This window comes from Streptococcus sanguinis (genome assembly GCF_003943735.1).
Taxonomy (GTDB): domain Bacteria; phylum Bacillota; class Bacilli; order Lactobacillales; family Streptococcaceae; genus Streptococcus; species Streptococcus sanguinis_E.
In genome coordinates this window covers 1-22,409 of sequence record NZ_RJMV01000018.1, presented here as the reverse complement: position 1 = coordinate 22,409, position 22,409 = coordinate 1, and the positions used below count along the sequence as shown (strand labels likewise).

At 41.0% G+C, this 22,409-nt stretch carries 25 protein-coding genes and 1 pseudogene; 15 read left to right on the top strand and 11 right to left on the bottom strand.

Going from position 1 to position 22,409, the window contains the following annotated elements:
- The 7 genes from essC to hisS all read right to left on the bottom strand — a co-directional run.
- Positions 1–2,698: type VII secretion protein EssC (essC, locus tag D8877_RS11895; protein WP_125353420.1), on the bottom strand; the 2,698-nt coding region annotated here is incomplete at its 3' end.
- Positions 2,699–2,700: 2 nt separating this feature from the next.
- Positions 2,701–3,960, bottom strand: coding sequence for a type VII secretion protein EssB (gene essB / locus D8877_RS11890; RefSeq protein ID WP_023917054.1), 1,260 nt, complete (start codon positions 3,958–3,960; stop codon positions 2,701–2,703).
- 1 nt (position 3,961) lies between these two features.
- On the bottom strand, positions 3,962–4,201 hold the full coding sequence (locus tag D8877_RS11885; RefSeq protein WP_002894139.1) for an EsaB/YukD family protein: 240 nt from the start codon (positions 4,199–4,201) through the stop codon (positions 3,962–3,964).
- A gap of 1 nt (position 4,202) precedes the next feature.
- Positions 4,203–4,661, bottom strand: a complete 459-nt coding sequence (gene essA, locus D8877_RS11880) for a type VII secretion protein EssA (RefSeq protein WP_002911012.1) — start codon at positions 4,659–4,661, stop codon at positions 4,203–4,205.
- Positions 4,662–4,667: 6 nt separating this feature from the next.
- Positions 4,668–7,568, bottom strand: coding sequence for a type VII secretion protein EsaA (esaA, locus tag D8877_RS11875; RefSeq protein ID WP_002911011.1), 2,901 nt, complete (start codon positions 7,566–7,568; stop codon positions 4,668–4,670).
- Positions 7,569–7,801: 233 nt separating this feature from the next.
- The gene (locus tag D8877_RS11870; RefSeq protein WP_023917057.1) at positions 7,802–8,089 is read right to left on the bottom strand and encodes a WXG100 family type VII secretion target; all 288 of its coding nucleotides are present in this window, start codon (positions 8,087–8,089) and stop codon (positions 7,802–7,804) included.
- 166 nt (positions 8,090–8,255) lie between these two features.
- Entirely contained in the window at positions 8,256–9,536 is a 1,281-nt protein-coding gene (gene hisS / locus D8877_RS11865; protein ID WP_002911010.1) for a histidine--tRNA ligase, read from the bottom strand.
- Positions 9,537–9,716: 180 nt separating this feature from the next.
- On the opposite strand from hisS, the gene D8877_RS11860 reads away from it, so the two are divergent.
- The gene (locus D8877_RS11860) at positions 9,717–10,058 is read left to right on the top strand and encodes a metal-sulfur cluster assembly factor (protein ID WP_002899327.1); all 342 of its coding nucleotides are present in this window, start codon (positions 9,717–9,719) and stop codon (positions 10,056–10,058) included.
- Between the two features lie 82 nt (positions 10,059–10,140).
- Here D8877_RS11860 and ilvD read toward each other — a convergent pair whose 3' ends face one another.
- Entirely contained in the window at positions 10,141–11,844 is a 1,704-nt protein-coding gene (ilvD, locus tag D8877_RS11855) for a dihydroxy-acid dehydratase (RefSeq protein WP_032909867.1), read from the bottom strand.
- Between the two features lie 185 nt (positions 11,845–12,029).
- Positions 12,030–12,905, bottom strand: a complete 876-nt coding sequence (locus tag D8877_RS11850) for a hypothetical protein (protein ID WP_125341497.1) — start codon at positions 12,903–12,905, stop codon at positions 12,030–12,032.
- 186 nt (positions 12,906–13,091) lie between these two features.
- Here D8877_RS11850 and rpmF point away from each other — a divergent pair, with 186 nt between their 5' ends.
- On the top strand, positions 13,092–13,274 hold the full coding sequence (gene rpmF / locus D8877_RS11845; protein ID WP_002894148.1) for a 50S ribosomal protein L32: 183 nt from the start codon (positions 13,092–13,094) through the stop codon (positions 13,272–13,274).
- 15 nt (positions 13,275–13,289) lie between these two features.
- Positions 13,290–13,439: a 50S ribosomal protein L33 gene (rpmG, locus tag D8877_RS11840; RefSeq protein ID WP_001265622.1), complete on the top strand. Its 150-nt coding sequence runs from the start codon at positions 13,290–13,292 to the stop codon at positions 13,437–13,439.
- 110 nt (positions 13,440–13,549) lie between these two features.
- Here the strand turns inward: rpmG and D8877_RS11835 are convergent, their stop codons facing one another.
- Complete coding sequence (locus tag D8877_RS11835; protein WP_125353419.1) at positions 13,550–14,194, bottom strand: hypothetical protein; 645 nt, start codon at positions 14,192–14,194, stop codon at positions 13,550–13,552.
- A 513-nt stretch (positions 14,195–14,707) separates the two neighbouring features.
- Between D8877_RS11835 and D8877_RS11830 the strand changes: the two genes are divergently transcribed.
- The 8 genes from D8877_RS11830 (at position 14,708) to D8877_RS11800 (ending at position 20,036) form a co-directional block, all read left to right on the top strand.
- Positions 14,708–15,031 carry a hypothetical protein gene (locus tag D8877_RS11830; protein WP_125353418.1) on the top strand — a complete coding sequence of 108 codons (324 nt, stop codon included), beginning with the start codon at positions 14,708–14,710 and terminating at the stop codon, positions 15,029–15,031.
- A gap of 10 nt (positions 15,032–15,041) precedes the next feature.
- On the top strand, positions 15,042–16,142 hold the full coding sequence (locus tag D8877_RS11825) for a cell division protein FtsK (RefSeq protein ID WP_125353415.1): 1,101 nt from the start codon (positions 15,042–15,044) through the stop codon (positions 16,140–16,142).
- On the top strand, positions 16,142–16,702 hold the full coding sequence (locus D8877_RS11820; protein ID WP_125353413.1) for a hypothetical protein: 561 nt from the start codon (positions 16,142–16,144) through the stop codon (positions 16,700–16,702). The genes D8877_RS11825 and D8877_RS11820 overlap by 1 nt, the downstream gene beginning before the upstream one ends.
- Positions 16,703–16,875: 173 nt before the next feature.
- The gene (locus tag D8877_RS11815) at positions 16,876–18,063 is read left to right on the top strand and encodes a Rep family protein (protein ID WP_185760226.1); all 1,188 of its coding nucleotides are present in this window, start codon (positions 16,876–16,878) and stop codon (positions 18,061–18,063) included.
- Complete coding sequence (locus tag D8877_RS11810) at positions 18,060–18,239, top strand: hypothetical protein (protein WP_125353408.1); 180 nt, start codon at positions 18,060–18,062, stop codon at positions 18,237–18,239. Before D8877_RS11815 ends, D8877_RS11810 begins: the two co-directional genes overlap by 4 nt.
- Before the next feature lies 1 nt (position 18,240).
- Positions 18,241–18,408, top strand: a complete 168-nt coding sequence (locus tag D8877_RS12310) for a hypothetical protein (protein ID WP_185760225.1) — start codon at positions 18,241–18,243, stop codon at positions 18,406–18,408.
- Positions 18,409–18,419: 11 nt separating this feature from the next.
- Positions 18,420–18,680, top strand: a complete 261-nt coding sequence (locus D8877_RS11805) for a MerR family transcriptional regulator (RefSeq protein WP_125353406.1) — start codon at positions 18,420–18,422, stop codon at positions 18,678–18,680.
- Between the two features lie 90 nt (positions 18,681–18,770).
- Positions 18,771–20,036 carry a tyrosine-type recombinase/integrase gene (locus D8877_RS11800; RefSeq protein ID WP_125353404.1) on the top strand — a complete coding sequence of 422 codons (1,266 nt, stop codon included), beginning with the start codon at positions 18,771–18,773 and terminating at the stop codon, positions 20,034–20,036.
- A gap of 190 nt (positions 20,037–20,226) precedes the next feature.
- On the opposite strand, the gene D8877_RS12475 is transcribed toward D8877_RS11800, so the two are convergent.
- Positions 20,227–20,400, bottom strand: coding sequence for a FanG protein (locus tag D8877_RS12475; RefSeq protein WP_125341496.1), 174 nt, complete (start codon positions 20,398–20,400; stop codon positions 20,227–20,229).
- Between the two features lie 28 nt (positions 20,401–20,428).
- Between D8877_RS12475 and D8877_RS11790 the strand changes: the two genes are divergently transcribed.
- The 4 genes and pseudogenes from D8877_RS11790 to D8877_RS12555 all read left to right on the top strand — a co-directional run.
- Entirely contained in the window at positions 20,429–21,058 is a 630-nt protein-coding gene (locus D8877_RS11790) for a CadD family cadmium resistance transporter (protein WP_185760224.1), read from the top strand.
- Complete coding sequence (cadX, locus tag D8877_RS11785; RefSeq protein ID WP_125341494.1) at positions 21,055–21,393, top strand: Cd(II)/Zn(II)-sensing metalloregulatory transcriptional regulator CadX; 339 nt, start codon at positions 21,055–21,057, stop codon at positions 21,391–21,393. Before D8877_RS11790 ends, cadX begins: the two co-directional genes overlap by 4 nt.
- A gap of 80 nt (positions 21,394–21,473) precedes the next feature.
- Positions 21,474–21,848, top strand: a pseudogene (locus D8877_RS12470) (helix-turn-helix domain-containing protein); the annotation flags it as partial.
- 430 nt (positions 21,849–22,278) lie between these two features.
- On the top strand, positions 22,279–22,409 hold a 131-nt coding region (locus D8877_RS12555), incomplete at its 3' end, for a DUF4238 domain-containing protein (protein WP_376739362.1).

Below are 22,409 nucleotides of genomic sequence, written 5' to 3'. Positions count from 1 at the left end.
CTTCGTATTGGCCTAGGTCGTTGATTAAATAGATGGTATGGTCTTCGATACCCATCTCGTCCTTATCCGGCTGGTAGTCTGCCCCTGACCAGGCTGACTGGAAGAGCTCATAGACTTCATTATTGCCGACCTGCAGATAGGCCCGGCCTGTCTGGGTGATCTCTGCCGCATCTGGCGTCTTAAGCATTTCCATCGAGTCCGTCCGGTCTGCCACCTTGAGCGCTAGCTTAAAGCGGGAGTTGGACCAGATTTGATCATCCACCACCCCAGAGGGCTTCTGAGTAGCCAGGATTAAGTGGACCCCGAGGGAACGTCCGACCCGAGCGATGGATACCAGCTCCTTGATAAAGTCAGGCTGGTTGACCTTGAGCTCTGCGAACTCATCCGAGATGAGGAAGAGATGGGGCAGAGGTTCGGTTGCTTCCCCGTTCTTAAATTTCTTTTGATATTGGTTGATATGATTGACTTCAAACTCTCTGAAGAGCCGCTCCCGGCGGTGAATCTCCGCATTGATGGAAGCTAGCGCCCGCATGGATTGGGCTCCGTCCAAGTTGGTAATGGTTCCCAAGAGATGGGGCAGGTTCTTGAAGAGGTTGGCCATTCCCCCACCCTTGTAGTCGATGAGGAGAAAAGCCACATCGTGCGGGTGGAAGTTGACGGCCAGACTCAGGATATAGGATTGGATGGTCTCTGACTTCCCAGATCCCGTTGTCCCGGCAATGAGCCCATGTGGTCCGTGAGCTTTTTCATGCAGGTTGAGGTAGACCAGGTCTTCCTTGCCCCGCAGGCCGATAGGTACTGCCAAACTCTTATACGGCGCATTCTGTTGCCACTTTTGCAAGACTTGCAGGTCTGAGAAGGTCTCTGCCCCATACATCTCCATAAAGGTCACAGTATCAGGGATTGAGCTCTTGAGATTCTGCAGGTGATTGAGCGGTGCCAAGGTCCGAGCGATTCGTTCCTTGTCATAGCCTTCTGGGAAATGATCCAAGCGGAAGTCAATCTCTCTGAGGATTCCCTCTTCCATGACTAGCTGACCAGTGTTGCGGTCTTTGATATTGATAACTGTCTTGATATTCTCAGACAGCGAGCTCATCACATCCTGCACGAAGATGAGTGAGCAGCCTAGATGTGTTGGATCCTCTGTGAAGAACTCCATGATGATATGGTCGAGAATCAGCTTTTCATCTGTGACCAATACCACATAGTGAGGACTGTAGAGTGTCGTCTCCTGCCGGGTCGCTTCTTCCTTCTGTGCCTTGCGCAGTTTCAGTATTTGGTTGAGACTGTTTAGGACCTGATCGTGCGTCCGTTGGTTATAGACAAAGCCACGGACGTTCAGCTCTTGCAGAGTCGCATGCGGCAGCCAGCGCAGCCAATCCCACTGGTCGCGCTCCTCCTCTGGCATGATGGTAATCACCTGCACATCGTGGTAGGAGTGAAAGACCGCCAGCTGCATGACCAAGAGCTGGAGCTGTTCCAGAACAAGATTGCGCGGACCGATATAGCCGACCGGTCCATGGCTAAGATTAGCCACGATAGGAAGGTCGGGGATTTTCTTATGCCGAGTGTAGAGAGTATAGCCCTCCTCTTCCAGCGCATCTTTCTTTCCGCTCCGCTCCTCTTGACCGTAGGTCAGCTTATAGGAGGTTGGCACCTGGCCAAGTCCCAAGCGATAGTAAAGAAAGTCAAAGTGAAGCGGTGTCTTCTCGTAGATGCGGTGGCTGTAGTCTGTCACCAGACCTGTCAGTTCGTTAATGTTTGGGAAATGGTAGAGCATGCCATCACGCTGCTCACGTTCCAGCTTGTTCAGCTCAATAGCCTTGTCTTTCAGATAGAGGTGATAAAGATCGATGCGTTCCTTCTTGTCTTCCTTGAACTTCTTGCGGTTTTTGAAGAAACCGCGCACCGAAAAGATAGCACTGGCGATTGACATAGTAACTGTAACGAGGATATAAATCCCCCGCGGCTGAACCAGTGTAATCAGCACCGTCACCCCAACCATAAGGAGCGGCGGCACAATCAGTCTCAAGAGCTCATCATTGGGCTTTTGAGGCTCCTTGCTTGGCGGAGCAATCTGAATCTTGTCCTCTGAACTCCGATAGATAATCCGCGGTGAACGGTGATAGTCTGGATAGTCTGGATAGAAACCATGGCGAGAAGCCCCTCGCAAGGTCAGGTTAGAGCTGACCGTAGCTGGACCCGTCACCCAGATTTCTTCTGGATAGACCTTGAGGCAGATACCCTCCAAGCTTAGCTCGTCGCCGGCTTCCAGCTGGATTTGGTCTCCCGTCCACTCAACATGATTGAGAAAAACTTGACCTCGCATCTTGGTCAAAAGCCAAGAATCATTTGTTCGCTTCAAGAGCAATTCCAAAGGCACTTCCAGACTGATGGCTGCCCCCTTCTGGTCGCTGATGAGTAACTCTTTTCTGTCCAGCAGATCATAAACAGCCGGTTCCGAATCAGATTGATACAAGGTTAGATTACCCAGGGTCATACCGTCAGTTACGACACCCGTTTCTTCCCCCATCTGATAAAAGACTTGCCCTTCAGCTAGCTGAAGCTGGATAGGAGTCTCCTGATGAGGCAGGTAAAGCTGGGCCTTCTCACTAGCTGCTAAGAGAACTTTCTTGTCCTCTGTCAGCTGCAGCTCATAGCGCAGATGGTCTGTATAGATGATGATTGTCTTGCTCATACTTACTCCTTCGCGCTACTGCTAGACGACGCTTCACTGCTGGAGGAAGAGCTTGCTCCTGAAGAACCTTCCTCGCCAGAAGCGCTTGAGCTAGAATCACCAGTCAAAAGCTCCTTGCGGCTATCCCAGTATTTCTTATACTCGCCTTCCAAGGACTCAAGCTTAGTCTCCCGATCCTTACCAGACAAACTATCGTCCTCACGTACCTTTTTCATCTCCTGCGTCAAGGCATAGATGATCAGGTCTGAGTCATTAATCCGTTTGGCTGTATCCAAAGCATCTTCAAAATCATTACGTCCAACTTGAATCCAGTAATTGAGATACAAATCATCTGATTTTAGTGTGACATTGTTCAGGATGACCTTACGCTGATCATCAGAAAATTCCAAGCCCTGGATATAAGAGTAGGCTAGTTCATATTTCTGTGTATTCGGCAGGCTCTTAGGAGAAATTCCCTCCAGTTCATCGATGACCTTGCTATAGTCCACTTTGATAAAGGCAGTATCCGCCTGTAACAGCTTTTCCTTGAAAGGATTCTGTATGAAAATCAGATAAATCAAAGGAATGGTCAAAATCACAACAGCTGCTGTCAGCCAGATGGTCGCCAGTTTGAAAATCTTATGCTGGCGCTTGGAGACTAGTGTCTGCTTCTCTGCTTCTTCTGCAGCCTTTTCCTGATAAGATTTCTCCAAAACAGCAACCGCATCTTCCAGACTGTCAGCCTCACGCAGTTCCACTAGGAAATCTGGCAGAGTTTCTAGCTCCAACGAGCCCTTGTAAAGCTCCATAAAGTCCAGATCTGCAAAGAGCGTCACCGCAAAGCACTTGGCCTGGCGCAAAAAGTCCTCCCGAGAAATAGCCTGAGGTGTCATGATGCTGGGAACTCCGCGATAAGCAATCTTAGCCTGCGCATCCTTGGTAATAAAGAGATTGCTAGGATGCAGCAAAAAAGTAACCGGCAATTCCAGTGCCGCTTCTAGGGCAAACACATTGAGAGCCAGACGAATCCGCTCAGAAATCGTGCGCTTTTCAATCTCTTCTTTAGAAAGCCCTAAAGGCTCAATCTGATAGGTGAAGTAGACACTATCGTGGTCGGCCTTAGTCTCCTGTTCCAAGAAAAGCGGATGGTGCAGGTCCAAAAGCAAGAGCTCCCGCAAATCCTGCGTTGCTACATCCGAACGCTTCAGTGTTAGGCTCCAATTCTTGTCATTTTTTTCATAGATAAACTCTTGTTCAGCAAATACAAATTTTTCCTCAGTCACCTTAAATCTCCTCAATCTCTACTAAATCTCCCGTTGTGACTGGATAATCAGCCAAAACCTTGCCCTCATCCAGTATCAACCCCTTGTTAATAATCCGCAGCTGATACTTATGGCGCTTTCCTTCGATATTGAAAATCTGATCAATCTCCCGAATGAAGCGACGGACCTCAATCCGCTTAGGAATGCGAATATCCACGTCCTTATCACGCAAACGGAGAGTGATATTGATATGTCCTTCCATGTTATACTTCTCCCTTACTGATACGATAGCTGACAAAGACAGTCATACTGACCAAGAGTATGGCTGCTACAAAGTAGACTACTCCTGGCAGAAAATCATCCCAGCTGCTTTCATCATCACTTTTCAAACTCGTCTGCAACTTGGACAATTTTTCCGTTCCCGGCTGAAAAAGCTCCTTGGAATGGTAAATATCCGTCGGCCCCTGTATAGCAGAAAACAGTTGTCCCGCTTCTGTGGCCAACTGTTTATTTTGATACTGCTTCATTTCCTGAATTTTTTCCTGATTCTCAGCAACGAAAAGAGACTTGGTGCCTTCCGATTGTGCACCAAAGTTCAGTTCTTGCTCTTTTTCAATCCGCGAATTATCTATCTGCAGACGATTATCCTTTAGCTCATCTGCGGCGACAGCCGTCACCGCAAACGAACTTAGGAGTAGGAATAAAAACAGAATTCTTTTCATACTCTTTTAAACTTCCTCAGTTTTTAATGTTCTAGTCTTGATAAAGATATTAGCTGCAACTAGCAGAGCCAGTAGGACAATCAGACCAAAGATGGCAAAGAAGCCAGCGGTCTTGCCGTCAAAGTAACCTGACAGCATGCCTTCTAGCACAGACAAGGCATTCAAGCTCTTGATAAAGGCTGGGAAGCCAGTCAAGCTTGCTGTCGTACCAATAGCATTAGATAGGTAGACAAAGCTGATAATCATGAAGAAAGCCAAGCCCATGCCCATCACGCGCAGATGCTTGAGGAACAAATACTGTCCCTGAATCAAGACAAAGCTAGCAACCACAATCAACAAGACCCAAGATGGAACATATTCCTTGCCGATATGAAGCTGCATGCTGGAGACAATCCCAATAACCAGACCAATCGTCAGAGACAGGAAGCCTAGAATGCCCACAGTCATAATATCTGTATCTTGTAGTTTATTAAGCTTAAAGCGGTCTTTAACCTTGCGCACAATATTTTGCGTTGCAAAGAGATAGGCCGTAAAGAGACTAACAACCTCCAACAAGAGAATCCAAGTAAATGGACGGTAAACATTGACAGTCGCTTTGACAGATGAAGAAGACTGAGCAACTGGATTAGACAGGAAGTCCAGTAACACTTCATTAGGAACACCGTTCTCATAGGCATTATTAAGAACCTTGACAAAGGACTCCACAAAGTTGCCATTATCTTCCAATTCCTTATTGAATTGCCCCATCAAGCTTTCAGCATTCGCAGACAGTTTCTCTGTCGTTCCTTGCGCATTTTCCAGCTCACGATTGAAACTGCTGAAGATCTGGTTGACACTATCAGCTGCCTGCACATTGGTCTGTGAAGAGGACTTAACACCAGAAGTCGAAGACAACAAGGATGAGAATTCTGAATTCAGAGATGACAAATCGGTGTCTGTTTTAGCCAATGCATCTGTAGAAGAAGCCTGAGCTTTTGAAATATCTGACATTCTAGTTTGTAGATTTTCATAAAGTTTGAGCTGTTCTCCAATCTCTTCTGCGAGTTTAGCGTTCGTCCCTTTGACGTCTTCAATCTTGTTTTTCAAGTTACTAATCGTTTCATCTAAGGTTTCTTTAACCCCTTGACTCTTACCATCGTTACTTTTAGACAAGCTATTTTGATAACTATCTAGATTCGAATTAATAGCATTTATCAAAAGGGTAGATAAAGATTCAGACATATCTTTATTTTTTAACTCATCAAAAGAATTATAAGCTTGGATTAAAGACATAACGTGTTGGTAGGCAGAAGAAATCTCTTGTACTTTAGCTCCATATGCCGCTGCCGCTTTTTGTGCATCCTCTACATTCACTGGCGCACTTGCAACCTTAATACCATTCAGAGAAATATCAATTGAGCTGTCAACTGAAGTGGCTGCAGCCTCATTAGCCACATTGAACTGCACATTAAAATTAGCGCCTTCAGCCAAATTAATTTCTTGCCCATTTGTTACTGTTTCGCCATTGTATGTAATAGTTCTAATTGTTACACCTGTTGGTGGAGTGACTGACAAAGTAGCCTTTCCAACCTGGCTATTAACTGGGCTGGCTGTAGAGCTAGCCGCTTTCTCTGCAGCTGCTGCCAGATTGTCTAACTCAGCACTTCCATTTCCTTGTGGTGTTCCAAATTGCGAAATGGTTGAATAATCAAGAGCAGGAACAGGCAATCCGAATTTCACCTCTGTTGGTTGAGAAGCTGGCAAAGCTTTTACTGCTTCAGCTATTTGTGCCTTCAAAGAAGCATCGTAGCTTGTTATGGCATCTCCTAACACTGCGCTAAGAGTAATAGGCTTGCCTTCTTCAACACCATAGTAAGTTCTTAATTTATTATCAACAAAGTCCTTAATCTGCTGTTTATGGACATCTAATTGACCACGTTCAGTTTCCAAAGCAGTTTCCAAATCCTGTAATTGCTGACTGACATTATCAACATCCACATCTTTCACATCATCTGTTGAGCCAAGCTGTTTAGTGAAATCTTTTTGTGTTTCTTCTAACTTAGCGTAGAGTTTTTGAGTATCATCATGGACAACTTTTTCGTCCATTTCCATCAGTTGCTTCATAAATGCGGCATAGTTAACTTGGTCATCCGCTCGCTGTTTGAGAAGACTATCAAAATTCTTGCCATAAGTGGCCTGAGAGTTATCCAAGTCATCAAAAGCCTTAGCATAAGTTTCCAGAGTCGTCTTCAGAGAGTTATTAGCTTCAACAGATGAAGCAGACATACTGACTAATGTTGGGAAGATATTCTTAGAGCCAATGGCAGACTCCAACAAGTTGGTTCGATAATTGCCAATATTGGTAACTTGCACCTCTGAACTAGCCTGCACATTTTGCTGAGCTGTATATAGATTGCTCAAGATGCTTGCCATATACATATCAACCAACTGGCTATTCAGATCTGCGATAATATCCTTAGCCAGACTGTTGGCCTCATTTTCAATCTGCTGATTTCCTGCAGCGTTAACTTTATAAGTAACGATTGTCCGATCTGCACTGATAGCATTGACATCTAGCACTTTCTCTGAAAAGTCACTTGGAATCGTCACGACCAGTTGGTATTTCCCATTTTCCAGGCCAGCATCTGCAGCTCCACGCGTCACGATGTACCAGTTTTGAGAGTCATCCCGTTCTAGATTTTTGACATAGCTAGCTCCAAGATTATACTCTTTCTTGTCAACCTTAACAGCCCGGTCTTCATTGACGACCGCAACATTCAGTTTAGTCTTTTGATCTGTTTTGATTTTGCTGTCTCTAGCGCTGCTTGTATTCTTCTGCACTGCGACATTCAGCGTCACTACTGCAGCCAGCAAGGCGATGACTAAAACAACGTTTCCTATATACTTAAGTAATTTTTTATTTCCCATGGATGCAAATTTCTTTTTCTTTTTAAATTTTTTAGTTTACTGTTACATAAAAAAGCGCACAGAAAGACACAAACAGCTCTAACAGTCTAATTCAGATGTTGATTCAGATTGTCAGAGCTTGCCTTTACATTGCAGTGATTTTCTTATCAAATATGAAAGAAACTGCTTTTTTTCATTTTAAATCTTTACAAAAATAGGAAGGCTCTTGCCTTCCTAAAGCCGTTATAACAAAATTAGTGAATTTGTGCAGCGATATCTTGGTCAGTTTGCTCAACGATGTCAGCAACTTTAACCAACTGTGCATTGATATCTTGGAGCAATTGTGCAAATTCTTTGATTTTTGGAGACAATTCGTTGAATTGTGCTTCAAAGCTATCAAATGCAGAACCATCCCAGTTATCAGCAATAATTGCTTGTTCATTAGTCAATGTAGTCAAAACTTGAGTTACATTTTCAGAACCTTCAGTGTATCTGTTTGCAGATGTACGAAGTTCTTCTGGAGTCAATTTAATTTGTGCCATAGTTGTTTCTCCTTTAGCAAATTTATATAACGGATACATTATATCAATAATCACTTTATGTTTCAAGTTTTTAAATATATTTTTTAGAAAATATATTGACGCGTTGTCAACCAAGTTCGTTTAAACGTCTGATACTATAGCGTTTTTGACTGTTAGATTCAAACCTTTAAAACCCCAATTTCTCAAAAATAAGCTGATAGTTTTCTTGGATTTGGTCTAGGCTAACAGTAATCTCCTCACGATTATAATTGTTCTTAACAGTCACCTGACCGCTTTCCACTTCGCTTTCACCCAAGGTGATAAGAGTTTTGGCTTTAAAGTTATCAGCGGATTTAAACTGAGCTTTGAGCTTGCGGTCTAGATAATCCCTTTCTGCCGCAAATCCTTGTGCGCGGAGAGCCTGCACTAACTCCAAAGCTCTGCCATTGGCACCAGCTCCTAGAACGGCTACATAAACATCCAGAGCAGTTTCAATCGGCAGCTCTACTCCCTGCTTGTCAAGTACTAGAAGTAGGCGTTCTAAGCCCATACCAAAGCCAACACCTGGCGTTTCAGGTCCGCCAAAGTAAGCAACCAGCCCATCATAACGGCCACCAGCACAAATGGTCAGCTGACTGCCAGCCACCTCTGTCGTAAACTCGAAAATTGTGTGATTATAGTAGTCCAAGCCACGGACCATGTTGGTATTGATGACATAAGGAATCTGTAAGGTCTCTAGCATGGAACGAACGGCCGCAAAGTAGGTACTGCTCTCCTCATCCAGATAGTCCAGAATAGACGGTGCACCTTCTACTGCCGCCTTGTCTTCGGGTTCCTTAGAATCCAGCACGCGCAGCGGATTCTCCTCCAAGCGACGTTGGCTATCTGCTGATAGGCTAGGCTTCAGTGGAGTCAGATAATCAATCAAGGCCTGACGGTAAGCAGCTCTGCTCTCAGGATTCCCCAGCGAGTTAAGCTCCAAGCTGACATTGGTAATGCCAATATCCTTGAAAAATTGAGCCGCCATGGCAATCATTTCTACGTCTGTAGCAGGATTACTGGATCCAAAACACTCTGCACCAATCTGGTGAAACTCCCGCAGACGTCCAGCCTGAGGCCGCTCATAGCGGAACATAGAGCCCATATAGTAGACTTTAACAGGCTTTTGCACTTCAGGAGCAAAAAGCTTGTTCTCTACATAAGAACGCACCACAGGCGCTGTCCCTTCTGGACGCAGCGTGATATGGCGGTCGCCCTTATCATAGAAGTCATACATTTCCTTGGTCACAATGTCTGTCGTATCCCCGACCGAGCGGCTGATGACTTCATAGTGCTCAAAAATCGGCGTGCGGATTTCGCCATAATTGTATTTTCTAAATGTCTTGCGGGCAAAGTCTTCTACATACTGCCACTTGGCTGATTCTTGAGGAAGAATGTCCTGAGTTCCTTTAGGTTTTTGTAATTTCATCTTCTGACCTCCGCCTTCTTTAGTACTTATATTCTATCATAAGTCCGCCATTTTGAGGAGCCTGAAAGGGATTTTTCATTTGGAAGAACTAAATCCGTTTTCATGTTCCAAAATAGCTTGAAAAAAAGTCAGAATTGTGAGAAAATAAAAACAATTCAAATCAGATAGAAGGGAATAGCCATGAGAGACGATATCAAAATCAATGATCGAGCAGCTGCCATTCAGGATAAATTGGTGGAGAAGCTCGAGCGTATTTACGATCCGGATGTAGAGCTGGATGTCTATAACTTAGGGTTGATTTATGAAATTAACTTAGACGAAAACGGCCACTGCAAGGTTGTTATGACCTTTACCGATACAGCCTGTGATTGTGCTGAGAGTCTACCCATCGCCATTATGGACTCTCTTAAAAAAATTGATGAGATTGAAAGTGCCTCTGTCGAAGTTACTTGGTCTCCTGCTTGGAAAATCACCCGTATCAGCCGTTTCGGCCGCATTGCTCTGGGAATCAGTCCTAGATAAGAAGATGACTAGTTCATCTACATTTAAAGTAAAAATATCAAACCCGCTAGAAAAACTAGCGGGTTCTTTTATCATATATAAGCTATTTTTTACCAGTTTCTTCTGGTTTCCAGAAGTCTGTAACAGCACCTTTAGCGGCAGAGGATACCATGTGAGCATATTTACCAAGTACCCCGCGACTATAAAGCGGTGGGATGGTCGTTTCTGCCTTGCGTTTCGCCAACTCTTCGTCAGATACTGCCATGGAAATTTCCTTGGTATCTTGGTCAACCGTGACCATATCGCCTGTACGAAGATAGGCAATCGGGCCACCATCCTGAGCTTCCGGAGCAATGTGTCCGACAACCAGGCCGTAAGTACCACCTGAGAAGCGACCATCTGTTAGAAGAGCCACCTTGTCTCCTTGCCCCTTCCCTACGATAATAGACGAAAGTGACAGCATCTCTGGCATACCAGGGCCACCCTTTGGTCCAACGTAGCGAACTACAACCACATCGCCATCGACCACTTCATCGGCCAGTACCGCATCAATAGCGGCTTCTTCTGAGTCAAAGACCTTGGCCGGTCCGACGTGACGGCGTACTTTAACACCAGAAACCTTAGCAACAGCGCCGTCTGGAGCTAGATTACCATGCAAGATGATAAGCGGACCGTCTGCACGTTTTGGATTTTCAAGCGGCATAATGACCTTTTGACCTGGTGTCAGATCAGCAAATTCTGCTAGATTCTCTGCCACCGTCTTACCTGTACAAGTGATGCGATCACCATGCAGGAAGCCGTTCGCCAAGAGATATTTCATCACAGCCGGTACTCCACCAACCTCGTAAAGGTCTTGGAAGACATACTGACCGGATGGTTTCAAGTCAGCCAAATGTGGCACCTTCTCTTGAATGACATTAAAGTCATCTAGCGTCAGCTCAACATTGGCCGCATGAGCCATGGCTAGCAAGTGCAGAGTAGCATTTGTAGAACCACCCAGAGCCATAGTCACTGTGATTGCATCTTCAAAGGCTTCACGTGTCAAAATATCAGACGGCTTCAGCCCCATCTTCAGCATTTTCACGACGGCACGGCCAGCTGCTTCGATATCCTCTTGCTTATCTTTGGACTCAGCAGGGTGAGAAGAGGAGCCTGGCAGACTCATGCCCAGAACTTCAATAGCCGTCGCCATAGTATTGGCTGTGTACATACCGCCACAGCCACCAGGGCCAGGGCAGGCATTACACTCAATGCGCCGTACTTCCTCAGCCGTCAAGTCACCATGGTTCCATTTCCCGATTCCTTCAAAGACAGAAACCAAGTCAATGTCCTTGCCGTCCAGCTTCCCTGGCGCAATCGTTCCACCGTAGGCGAAGACAGCAGGAATATCCATATTGGCAATGGCAATCATGGAGCCAGGCATATTCTTATCACAGCCCCCGATAGCTACAAAAGCATCCACATTGTGCCCGCCCATGGCAGCCTCGATGGAGTCCGCGATGATGTCGCGTGAAGTCAGAGAGAAGCGCATCCCCGGCGTTCCCATGGCAATCCCGTCCGCAACCGTAATAGTCCCGTACTGAACAGGCCAAGCGCCCTCCGCTTTGATACCTTCCTTGGCCAGCTTGCCCAAGTCATGCAAGTGGATATTACAGGGTGTATTTTCCGCCCAAGTGGAAATCACCCCAACAATAGGCGTTTCAAAATCTTTATCAGTCATCCCCGTCGCGCGAAGCATGGCACGGTTAGGAGATTTAACCATACTGTCATAAATCTTACTTCTGTGACGAATATCCTTATCTGTCATAGCTTTCCCTTTCATTGCTGTAATCTTTGTGCTTTATTATACCACACTTAGGCTGTATTTTACAGAGGAAAATTTTTAAATTTTCAGAAGATTCAAAAATGAATTTTCCTCAAAAATCCTAAGCAATTAAAACATATCAGCTTAATTCCTGAAATAAACCAATTCTTCTCAAAAATAGTCAAGCTCTAAAAAGCACTAAAAGTACGAACTAATTTACCTCCTCGAATATCCAACACAATCACCTCAGAATTCCCGTCTATACCGCTACCAGAACGCTCTCTCAAATCATAGCCTACTATGTAATAACCATCCCAAAATTGACTGTAGTCTAACTTTTTGAGCTTTTGAAAAAAGACTCCGGGGTACTTGTCTCTAGCTTTCTCATCATCATACAAATCATCAACTAATAGCTCATAGTTCACTCGAAGCTGCAGAGTATGTTTTTGCAGATAAGACTCGACATCAACATTATAATAACCATTGAGAGGCAGACCTTTCTGCCTGTTCTTTTGGAAATCCTGAACTAGCTCTGCTTGCCCAGCATCCAGCATTTCTGAGGTTATTTGATTGTCATCCTGACGAAGCACTTCCATTGTTTCACCTGAAATTTCTTTTAAAGTAAGCTCCTCATCTTCTAGCTTCTTGAAGACCGACTTCATTTTCTTAAACTGCTTCTGAACATAAGGCTGCTGCCACATGGCTCCCAACTGAATGCTATCATCTAAGCCTGTCTCAGTTTCCTCAGGTACGGGACTTAATCTTGAAGCTTCGTATTGCTTGGTTGTCGGATCATAATCCAAGCTATCTGAGAAGGTCAAAAGTCTTCCATCAATCTTTTCTTCATAGCTAAAGTCCATGGTCTCCCCATAGCCGGCAGGCCTATCGTAGTTTTTTACCGTCACTTTCCCCTTGTATCCCATGCTTTTGAAATCCGCAGTCAAATGATTTTCTACATCTTTCATAATTTGATAATCACGAAAACTTTTCACTCCCCAAAAGATTAAAACAATACACATGATTCCCAGCCAGAATAGACTAAGTAATTTTAATGCTGCTTTCATAGTCTGCCTCCTTTGTTCTTATTATAGCATACGGAAAAACCGGTTTCTTTGAAAAACCTAAGCAGAAAAGATTTTAAAAAAATCTGTCAAGTAACTTTACTTTACAAAAAAGTTTTGTTATACTGTTAAAGTTGATGAAAATCATCAAATTGAATCGAATTCACAAACTAAAAGGAGAAACAAACAATGGCAGTACCTGCACGTCGCACTTCCAAAGCGAAGAAAAACAAACGCCGCACTCACTACAAAGTGACAGCTCCAACTGTAACTTTTGACGAAACTACTGGTGACTACTCACGCTCTCACCGTGTATCCCTTAAAGGATACTACAAGGGCCGTAAGATCGCCAAAGCTGCTGCAGCAGAATAATAGAAGGGAGCTACCATGCGCGTAAATATTACACTTGAACACAAAGAATCTGGTGAACGCTTGTACCTTACTTCTAAAAACAAACGCAACACACCAGACCGTCTTCAATTGAAGAAATACTCACCAAAACTTCGCAAGCACGTTGTGTTTACAGAAGTTAAATAGTGGGTCATTACGTTTCAGTAGAAACGAAAAAACATTGATTTAACGCGATTCTTGAATTTCCAAATTTCAATGTATTGCAATAAAAATCAACCGAATGACTACATTTTTGACTACATTTTTTGTGAAATAAATTTAGAAATTCGGATATAAAACAAAAAGAGGAGCTTCACCCTGAGGCTCTCTTTTTGTTTTATTATTACTTCGTGAAGGTATTGAAACAGCATAGTTTTTTCAATGCTTTGCACGGATTCAAAAGGAGCTACTTCGATATCTATAACTGCTAATTTATTATATTTTAATTTACTATCCCACTTGTCATAAAACATTTCTGCAACTGGATGACAAATTCCTTTGGTGTCAACTATAAGCTTACCATCTGTATAGTATGCCAATTTTACATCATCCATTTGAAATAGACCTTCACAATTTTCTTTTTTTCGAGCCGGTGAAATAAATTCAATGATTTCAGGTGCTTTTTCATTTTTATCAATAGAATCTAAGATGCTATAAAAGTCCATTCTTGAAATATTTTCATATTCGTCTCGTTGATATACAAAAACTTCACTACTAAACAAAAAATCCTCGAACTCCTCTGACAACGAACACTTTCTAGCACGATAATCTGAAAGATAGATTATATTACCTTTAACTTCTGAGTCACCTGCCAGTAACTGAGCATATAAGTTTCCTAACTCTGCTAAAAAACTTTCTACTGGCTTTCCAGTTTCTAATTCTATATCGCAATCGCTTCTCATTTTATTTCTCCTCTATAATTTGACTATATACATTTCTTAAAAAACTACCTAACCGCAGCGATTAGATAGTTAAGAAGAGTTTCCATTCATTCTTAATTATCACTTTTTTTGTACCAACTGCTCCTAGCAAATCTAATTAATAGCTTGCTCAGAGAGAAATTTTACAAAAAAATTTTATATTTTATTATGTGTCTTAATTTCTGTGTACACAGAAATTAAGCTAGGGGTATTACCCCTAGCCCCTTTTAATCTATGAAACGTTTTTACTTTTCAGCACCTTCTAGCTTTTCGCTAGTCTCTCAATCCCTTACAATTAGAAATTAACACAAATGACATTCTTTGTCAAGAACAAGGGCAAGTCTTTTTTGTTATTTTTCCATTACAGAAGTGCTTGCTGAAAATATGTGCACACAAAAATGTTCAATTATTTGCTATTAGTTGGTCAAAACAACTAAAACTCCAATCCAAAGGAGAACTTTTGGATGCAACAAATTTAAAAAAAGAGGTAAAAATATGGCCTTCAAAATTAAAAACCAAAATGGTTATTCAGAACAATTCGCAACAGAAGCTCTTGGAAGCGAAACTCTTCATATTGTAGGATTAGAACTCGAAACACAATACGAGTATGAAAACAATGCTCGTACAAATACTATTTCAGGTTATCAAGCATGGATTGCGACCGCAAGCCACAATCCTTTCCGTGTGAAATTTCTTCCTGAAAATAAACCTGACTTGACTTTCTTCTCTATTGGAGATGAAGTGAGCTTTGAAAAATTAGAAGCTATTCAAATCAAAAATAATGTTTACTTCCGTGCCAAAAGCATTCAGAAAGCATAGAGGAGTTCTTATGCTCAAAAAAGTTCATATTGACGATGCTTCCCTCATCAAATTTATCACCACAAACTTAAACAACACGCTTGACATCAATAGGGAGTCAAGTTTCACCAACTCTTTCTCCATCCACCTTGCTAAGGAAGATAAGGGGATGTTTTTCATTCCCAATCTTCCTGTTTCTTACGTCCTTGACCGCGACTTGTATTTCAAGATCGCGGACATTTGCTCAGGTATTCTCTATCCATACAAGACCTTACTCCTACAAAACAACGCTATCTTCTTTCCCTACAAAATAGAAGAACAAAATTTGGCACGTGCTTTCTTTTTCCCTTGGATGGACGGAATTCCAACTCGCTTAACTATTCCAGATATTCATCAGTTTATCAAAAGCGAGGTTTCTGAGAGCTATATTCCTCTGATGGCGAATCAAGTTAACTTTAACCTCAATGATGTTGTCCATATGGCTATCAGCGGTTCATCAGGTTCGGGAAAGAGTTATTTTCTAGAATACTTAATACGATGTATTCATAAAATAACAGATGACATTATCGCTGTTGACCCCAAAAAAGCAGACATCTATTGCTTAGGAAAAGAGTTGAATTTGACGGTCCTATCGCCTAATAGAGGGGCTAACCTGAATAGCTTCATCACTGAGGTAAATGATGTTCTTGGGGGTGCGATAAACAAAATCTACGAGCGCCAAGAACTCCTCCTCAAATATCCTAACGCTCCTCTAAAGCGAACCTACATCATCATTGATGAATTGCTCGCCCTGGTTCAGGGCTCTTCTAAACAAGCAAGAGATACCTTTGCCCAACTTCTCGGAACGGTCGCTCTTTTAGGTCGAGCGACCAAGGTTTCCTTGATTCTTGTTTCCCAGCGCTTTGATGCAACTGCCTTTGGGGGGAATCTCGCCGTTCGGGAACAAATCAACTGTTCCATTATATTGGGGGAAATTAACACCAACACGACCCAGTTCTTACTCCCTAACGCCCATATCGAAAATATCGTTGTCCCTAGTGGTATCGGGACAGGGATTGTTAAGTTTAGCGACGGAAAGCATGACAGTAATATCATGCCCCTCCTGACACCTCACTATAGAAAGAAAAGCTAATGGTCAATCGTTACAACATATTCAAATACATTCTAATCGGCGCTGGAGTTAGCTTTAGTGCTTTTTGCTTCTTTTCATTTGCGATTCCTTATTTGGAGAAGATTCAGCTAGCTGAGTTTGGGAGAGTCCTTTCCCAGCTCAGTCTCTACTTAGCTATGTCATTCGGAGCTCTCTGTCTTGCTTTTCTGCTCTTTGCTCACTGGAAAGGTGCCCTCCGAACTTTGGGGCGTTCTTGTCTAGTCACCTATCGCTTACGGCGTTTTGGACGTATCCTGACCTCTAAACCAGATAACCAGCTGGATATGAGAATCATTACTGACCAAAAGGCGGTTAAAAAGAAATTCAATCACTCCTTACAGACTCTGACAGCTGTCTATACCGCCGATAAGATTATCGTTAAGTGGCGTTTACCCCATGACCACGAAAACAAGAAAAGAGCCAAGCAGTTGCTTCCTGAAATGAAAGTAGAACTACAAGAAATTGATGGCGATTTTGTTTTCTCAGACTTTGAACAAATTCAAAAGGGGTGGTATCAAACTATCGGTACTTGCTTCAAATGAGTGTTGAAAGGTCTTTGTCGCAGACAAGAAGACCTTTCAACACTTTTTTATTTACAAAAGTGTGTCATTGCTTTCTATCCCCTCTTATTCCTTTATCTATTGCGAGACTGGTCTTGGCATTGTCTCGCATTTCTATCTGTGCCAGTGTGCCAAAACAAGAAAGGATTACGCACATGACCAAGAAGCTAAAGAAACAACGTTCCTTTATGTACACCCAACAAATGCGCCTCGCTCGTCTACCTGACTGGAAAGACGAAATTGCACGCATTGTTCAAGCTACTCAGCCGTTTCAGTGGGCTGGTATTTTACATGACAAAGACATTGATGAAAACGGGGACTTAGTCGAACCCCATATCCACCTCATGCTGTACTTTAAACACGCCCGTAGCCCTTACAGCCTTGCTTGGGAAATCAACGATAAAGAAGGGACGCGAGAAGATGCCCAGGTAGAGCGTCTGGAATTTTTCAAGCATCTCAACAACGGTTACAGCTATCTGGTGCACCGCACCACTGACGCCCAAAACAAATACCAATATCCTGTAACAGATGTCATCAGTAACTTTGACTTTGAGCGAAAACTTGAAAGTATCACCAAACAAATTGAACGAGCTCACAACAAAAATGAAAGCGAACTAATCAAAGAATACCTTGACCTACTCTACGAGGGAGTATTGACTCTGGAAGAGATTGAAAACGAACTAACGGGAAGTCAATACGCCAAAGCCAGTAATCGCCTGAAATCCGTTGCCGAAAAAAGGCAAGAAAAGCTCGGAAAAGACTTCCTTCAAAAGATGAAACTGCAAGGCAAGATGAAGCAAGTCATTTATATCTACGGCGCTTCTGGACTCGGAAAGACCCGACTAGCCAAAACCTACGCTAGCAACAAGGGAACACCCTACTATGTAACAGGGTCTAGCCGTGACCCTTTTCAAGCCTATCACAACCAAGAAACGGTTATCATTGATGAACTGAGACCCGATACTTTCCGATACGAAGACTTGTTAAAAATCATTGACCCTTATAATTTTGATGTTTTCTTGCCTTCACGCTACGTTGACAAAGCCTTGACAGCTGAAACCTTATTCATCACGAGTCCTTACTCGCCAAAAGAACTCTACGACAATATCTTACACCTCAAAAGCATTGATAGCTTTGAACAGCTCAATAGGCGACTGAGCACTGTAATCTTAGTGGAAGCCGATAAATTCTACCACATGACCTATCAGCCTGACCAAGCAACCTACACAAAACTAGACGGAAAAGACTTCCCTAATCCTTTTCACACCATTGAAAGAGAAGCATCAGCCGACTTTTTCAACGAATTTATCAATATTATCAATAGCAACGGAGAAACCAAATGACACCAGAATATACACTCAAAAAACAACAAATGGAACGCCAATTAGCAGAGCTTGAAAGGGAGATAAACGATTCTCCTGAGCTCTACCCATACAAGCAACAACTCCTCCAAGAATGGGACTGTTTATACCAAGACTATTTAGCACAGTTTACAAACACACCAGAGAAAGACAACTAATATGAACTCAAGAATTCAAGAAATTAAAAACCAACTCCACGCCCTAAAACATCTCGTACAGAAACTGAACGTTGTACCATTAAACGAAGCAAGAACCACAGAAGGATTGACTATCCTTGAACAAGGCATTCAAGAAGTTCTTGAAAAAATTGATGCGATGGATGAATGAAGGGAGAAAGAATGACTATAAACGAACAAACTAGGCTCAGTCAAATTGAAAATTTACTAAGTTACCTAATGACTCTTATTCAGCAACAGCAGGCTATCCAAAAGAAGGCGGGGATTGTGACTCAAAAAGAACTGTTATCAATCCTAAAAATTTCCCCCAATACTCTAAGATCATGGGAAAAAACAGGTTTAAAACGATTAGAGCCACCTATCGAAGGTACTCGAACCGTTTATTACAAAATGGATGATGTGATAAACTATTTAACTCTTTAACATCAAAATATGCTAAAATAATACCATCACATTAAATCCATGTGAGGTTGTTATTTTAGCCTTTTATATGTCCGAAAAAGAAAGGCTGATATGCAAAAAGAAACTATCGTTTACAAAAATAGAAAGGTCATTAAAACAACTAAAAACAATGGTAAAATAAGCTACACACAACGTGGAGTTTATATTGGTGTAGACTCCAAAACTGGTAAGAAGATAACATCTTCCATTACTGCTAAAACCCTAAGAAGTCTTGACCGAAAAATTATTGAAGCTAGACTTGATTTTGAAGCTAAAGGTTCGACGGTAAAAGAGACTTTAGTCATCAATAGTCTTGAGGAATTGGCAGAAGCATGGTTTACAAGCTTTGTAACGTGGGTATCATCTCAAAACACTATCAACCGTGTTAGAGGATACTTAAATACCTATATTATTCCTAAATTTGGTGATTACAAACCAGAAGAAATTAAGTCTGCTGATATTCAATTATGGATCAATCAGCTTGCTCAACAATCAAAAAAATCTGTTGAATCAGGTGCTAAAAAGTCTAAAAAGGGACACGCAAAAGATTTCGGAGCTGTTGTTTACAAACTGAGTGATATCTTTGATTTTGGTATTACCAATTTTGAATTGACACACAATCCTGCTAGCTCAGTTAAAATTCCACCAAAACCCAAATCCTCTAAAGAACGTATTATGGTTTTACATGAAGAAGAATTGGCTACTTGGTTGAAACATATTAGTAGTTTACCAAATACAAGAGCAAGTCGTCGATTCAAAGTTATCTGTGATACTCTTCTAGCATCAGCTCTACGAATCAATGAACTTCTTGCTTTGACCATTCATGACTTGGATTTTGACACTAATGAGATTGTTGTGAATAAGACTCTAATGTGGAAAGCAGGAAATAAAAAGCTAGGTATAAAAGGCGAAATGATTTGTAAAAATAGTGCAAAAACTGACTCAGGTAATCGCCGAGTAGCTGTTCCAAGACAAATTCTAGATGATTTAAAAGCCTTTCATTCTGAGATGAGTAGTTACTTTGAACAGCATGAACTCCCTATCTCCGACTTGATTTTTCCAACTATCTATGGAAACTATATGTGCGATAGAAACGAGCGTGCAACACTTAAAAAGCGCTTGACTGAGTTAGGATTGCCAAACTACGGTTTCCACCTCTTTCGCCACACTCATGCTTCTTTAATGCTGAATGCTGGGGCAAACTGGAAAGAACTTCAAATAAGGATGGGACATAAATCCATAAAAACAACTATGGATACTTATGCTGAATTAGCTCCTAAAAAGAAAGCTGAGGCGGTTGAGATTTATCTCAGAGAAATAGCTAAACTTACAGTTTAGCACTTTAACTACATTTCTGACTACATTTTTTAATCAAAATTTTTCAAACGTTGATTTAACAACATTTGAAAGACGCTAAAATAACATTTCAAACCTTTACAGAAGTGAAGTAAGCATTCAATACGAATCAATACATAAGAAAAACGCTGATTTCAAGCGTTTTTTCTTTTTTCAATTTCAATACATTTCACTATATTTCAGTCCAATCTCTACCTTTTTTAGATAAATATATCATCTGGATATTGAAGTTAAGCCCTGCTATAATTTCGATGGCAGGACTTTTTAATATTTGGTACACTAACTTCTTATCTATATTTTGGTGGATTTTAAGTTGACATCTACAAAGTTTAATGTTAGAATACATTCAAAAATATATTTGAATGAAGTGTTTTATGATTCAAAATGTTGTTACTTCAATAATCCTGTATTCTGGGACAGCCGTAGACTTACTTATTATCCTAATGTTATTTTTTGCCAAAAGAAAAAGCAGAAAAGACATCATTAACATCTATTTAGGACAGTTTCTAGGCTCTGTTAGTCTAATATTGCTAAGTTTGCTTTTTGCATTTGTCTTAAATTATATTCCTAGTAAAGAGATTTTAGGTTTGCTCGGTTTGATTCCAATTTTCCTAGGCCTCAAAGTTTTGCTTTTAGGAGATTCTGATGGAGAAGCTATTGTAAAAGATGGTTTGCGCAAAGATAATAAAAACCTGATTTTTCTAGTTGCTATGATTACTTTTGCAAGTTGTGGTGCTGACAATATTGGTGTTTTTGTCCCATATTTTATTACCTTAAATTTAGCGAATTTGATAGTAGCTTTACTTACCTTTCTAGTCATGATTTATCTCTTGGTTTTTTCTGCCCAAAAATTGGCACAAGTCCCTTCTGTTGGAGAAACTTTGGAAAAATATAGCAGATGGTTTATTGCCGTTGTTTATTTAGGATTGGGGATATATATTCTGATTGAAAACAACAGTTTTAACATGCTGTGGACTGTGTTAGGCTATGAGAAAATATTATGATAAAAGATAGTATCTGCCAAGTGAATATTATAAATCAACAAAATGTTACAACCGCAATGAACTACCTTGAAAAGGAAAAAATCCAAAAATCACTTCGCATTTTAACAAAGTTTACCGATAATAAACAGATAAATATCATCTTTTATCTCCTTGCTGTTGAAGAACTCTGTGTCTGTGATATAGCCTTTTTACTAGATCTCAGTATGGCATCTGCATCCCACCATCTTCGTAAACTAGCCAATCAAAACATTTTGGACACTAGAAGAGAGGGGAAAATTATATATTATTTTATAAAAGATGAGGAAATCAGAGATTTTTTTAATCAACTAGGATAACAACTATTTTTACTACTTTACCATGATTATATATATAGGACTTATCTAAGAAATTTTTTGATGAAAATTACTCACAAGAAATACCTACTCGTATCAAATGTTTAAGAAAAAAGTATAATTTAAAGCAAAGCGACCTAGGTAATGCAGGTCAAGTTAGCCAAGTTGAAAAGGGAAAGCGACAAGTTACTGCTTCAATATTGCTTTATTTGAATACTCAAACCGACTTAGACTATAAAGAAATTATTTTTTGAGATATTGCTAAGCTTGTTGAAAATATGTTTTACCACTGCTTCGGCTCTATTTTATTTAGAGATTTGGAAACTGTAAATAAAAGAATGAATTCTTTGTCGGATGATGACTTAATTTTAATACAATCTAGCTGTCTTAGACTTTCCAAGACATTCGCAAATTTCAATATTCAAAGAAAAAAATTTTTGATTTCTGATGAAACTGAAACAATTATCCATAATGGCAAAAAGGTCATTAAAAAATCAAAAAAGATAAATCAATTTCAACAACAATGGACACATACACCGAGTTAGCACCGCAAAGAAAGTTAGAATCTGTTAATCTTTATATCGATAAGATTGCTGAACTAACGCAATAACTACTCTACCATTCACTCTACCTTTTATTATGTAGCATTCTAAAAACATTGATGTACCAATGTTTCTAACAGCTAAAATAGAAATTATTTAATCTTTTATAGAAGTGAAATAATTGAGATAAAGAAAAGCCTTTGAAATCAAAGTTTCAAAGGCTTTTTTCTTTTGATTTTAGCAACATAACTGAATTTTAACTGATTAAAGTTTATTTGTATTGTACAATAGTGGTTTTTTGATATAATTATTTTAATATAGTTAATTTTAAAGAGGTTTAGTTTTAATGGTAAAGAAAGTGATGACAAAGAAACAACACTACTATCCAAGATGTCTATTAAAGCATTTTTCTGATGACCATGGCAAGGTAATTGTCTATGTCCGACAAGCTAATAGAGTCTCTAAAATGAACTACGA

What these genes read in the sequence shown, in the direction of transcription:
- D8877_RS11885 (WP_002894139.1), bottom strand. Translation starts at nt 4,201, where the DNA reads ATGGAAGGACATATCAATATCACTCTCCGTTTGCGTGATAAGGACGTG.
- essA (WP_002911012.1), bottom strand. Translation starts at nt 4,661, where the DNA reads ATGAAAAGAATTCTGTTTTTATTCCTACTCCTAAGTTCGTTTGCGGTG.
- esaA (WP_002911011.1), bottom strand. Translation starts at nt 7,568, where the DNA reads ATGGGAAATAAAAAATTACTTAAGTATATAGGAAACGTTGTTTTAGTC.
- D8877_RS11870 (WP_023917057.1), bottom strand. Translation starts at nt 8,089, where the DNA reads ATGGCACAAATTAAATTGACTCCAGAAGAACTTCGTACATCTGCAAAC.
- hisS (WP_002911010.1), bottom strand. Translation starts at nt 9,536, where the DNA reads ATGAAATTACAAAAACCTAAAGGAACTCAGGACATTCTTCCTCAAGAA.
- D8877_RS11860 (WP_002899327.1), top strand. Translation starts at nt 9,717, where the DNA reads ATGAGAGACGATATCAAAATCAATGATCGAGCAGCTGCCATTCAGGAT.
- ilvD (WP_032909867.1), bottom strand. Translation starts at nt 11,844, where the DNA reads ATGACAGATAAGGATATTCGTCACAGAAGTAAGATTTATGACAGTATG.
- D8877_RS11850 (WP_125341497.1), bottom strand. Translation starts at nt 12,905, where the DNA reads ATGAAAGCAGCATTAAAATTACTTAGTCTATTCTGGCTGGGAATCATG.
- rpmF (WP_002894148.1), top strand. Translation starts at nt 13,092, where the DNA reads ATGGCAGTACCTGCACGTCGCACTTCCAAAGCGAAGAAAAACAAACGC.
- rpmG (WP_001265622.1), top strand. Translation starts at nt 13,290, where the DNA reads ATGCGCGTAAATATTACACTTGAACACAAAGAATCTGGTGAACGCTTG.
- D8877_RS11835 (WP_125353419.1), bottom strand. Translation starts at nt 14,194, where the DNA reads ATGAGAAGCGATTGCGATATAGAATTAGAAACTGGAAAGCCAGTAGAA.
- D8877_RS11830 (WP_125353418.1), top strand. Translation starts at nt 14,708, where the DNA reads ATGGCCTTCAAAATTAAAAACCAAAATGGTTATTCAGAACAATTCGCA.
- D8877_RS11825 (WP_125353415.1), top strand. Translation starts at nt 15,042, where the DNA reads ATGCTCAAAAAAGTTCATATTGACGATGCTTCCCTCATCAAATTTATC.
- D8877_RS11820 (WP_125353413.1), top strand. Translation starts at nt 16,142, where the DNA reads ATGGTCAATCGTTACAACATATTCAAATACATTCTAATCGGCGCTGGA.
- D8877_RS11815 (WP_185760226.1), top strand. Translation starts at nt 16,876, where the DNA reads ATGACCAAGAAGCTAAAGAAACAACGTTCCTTTATGTACACCCAACAA.
- D8877_RS11810 (WP_125353408.1), top strand. Translation starts at nt 18,060, where the DNA reads ATGACACCAGAATATACACTCAAAAAACAACAAATGGAACGCCAATTA.
- D8877_RS12310 (WP_185760225.1), top strand. Translation starts at nt 18,241, where the DNA reads ATGAACTCAAGAATTCAAGAAATTAAAAACCAACTCCACGCCCTAAAA.
- D8877_RS11805 (WP_125353406.1), top strand. Translation starts at nt 18,420, where the DNA reads ATGACTATAAACGAACAAACTAGGCTCAGTCAAATTGAAAATTTACTA.
- D8877_RS11800 (WP_125353404.1), top strand. Translation starts at nt 18,771, where the DNA reads ATGCAAAAAGAAACTATCGTTTACAAAAATAGAAAGGTCATTAAAACA.
- D8877_RS12475 (WP_125341496.1), bottom strand. Translation starts at nt 20,400, where the DNA reads ATGTATTCTAACATTAAACTTTGTAGATGTCAACTTAAAATCCACCAA.
- D8877_RS11790 (WP_185760224.1), top strand. Translation starts at nt 20,429, where the DNA reads ATGATTCAAAATGTTGTTACTTCAATAATCCTGTATTCTGGGACAGCC.
- cadX (WP_125341494.1), top strand. Translation starts at nt 21,055, where the DNA reads ATGATAAAAGATAGTATCTGCCAAGTGAATATTATAAATCAACAAAAT.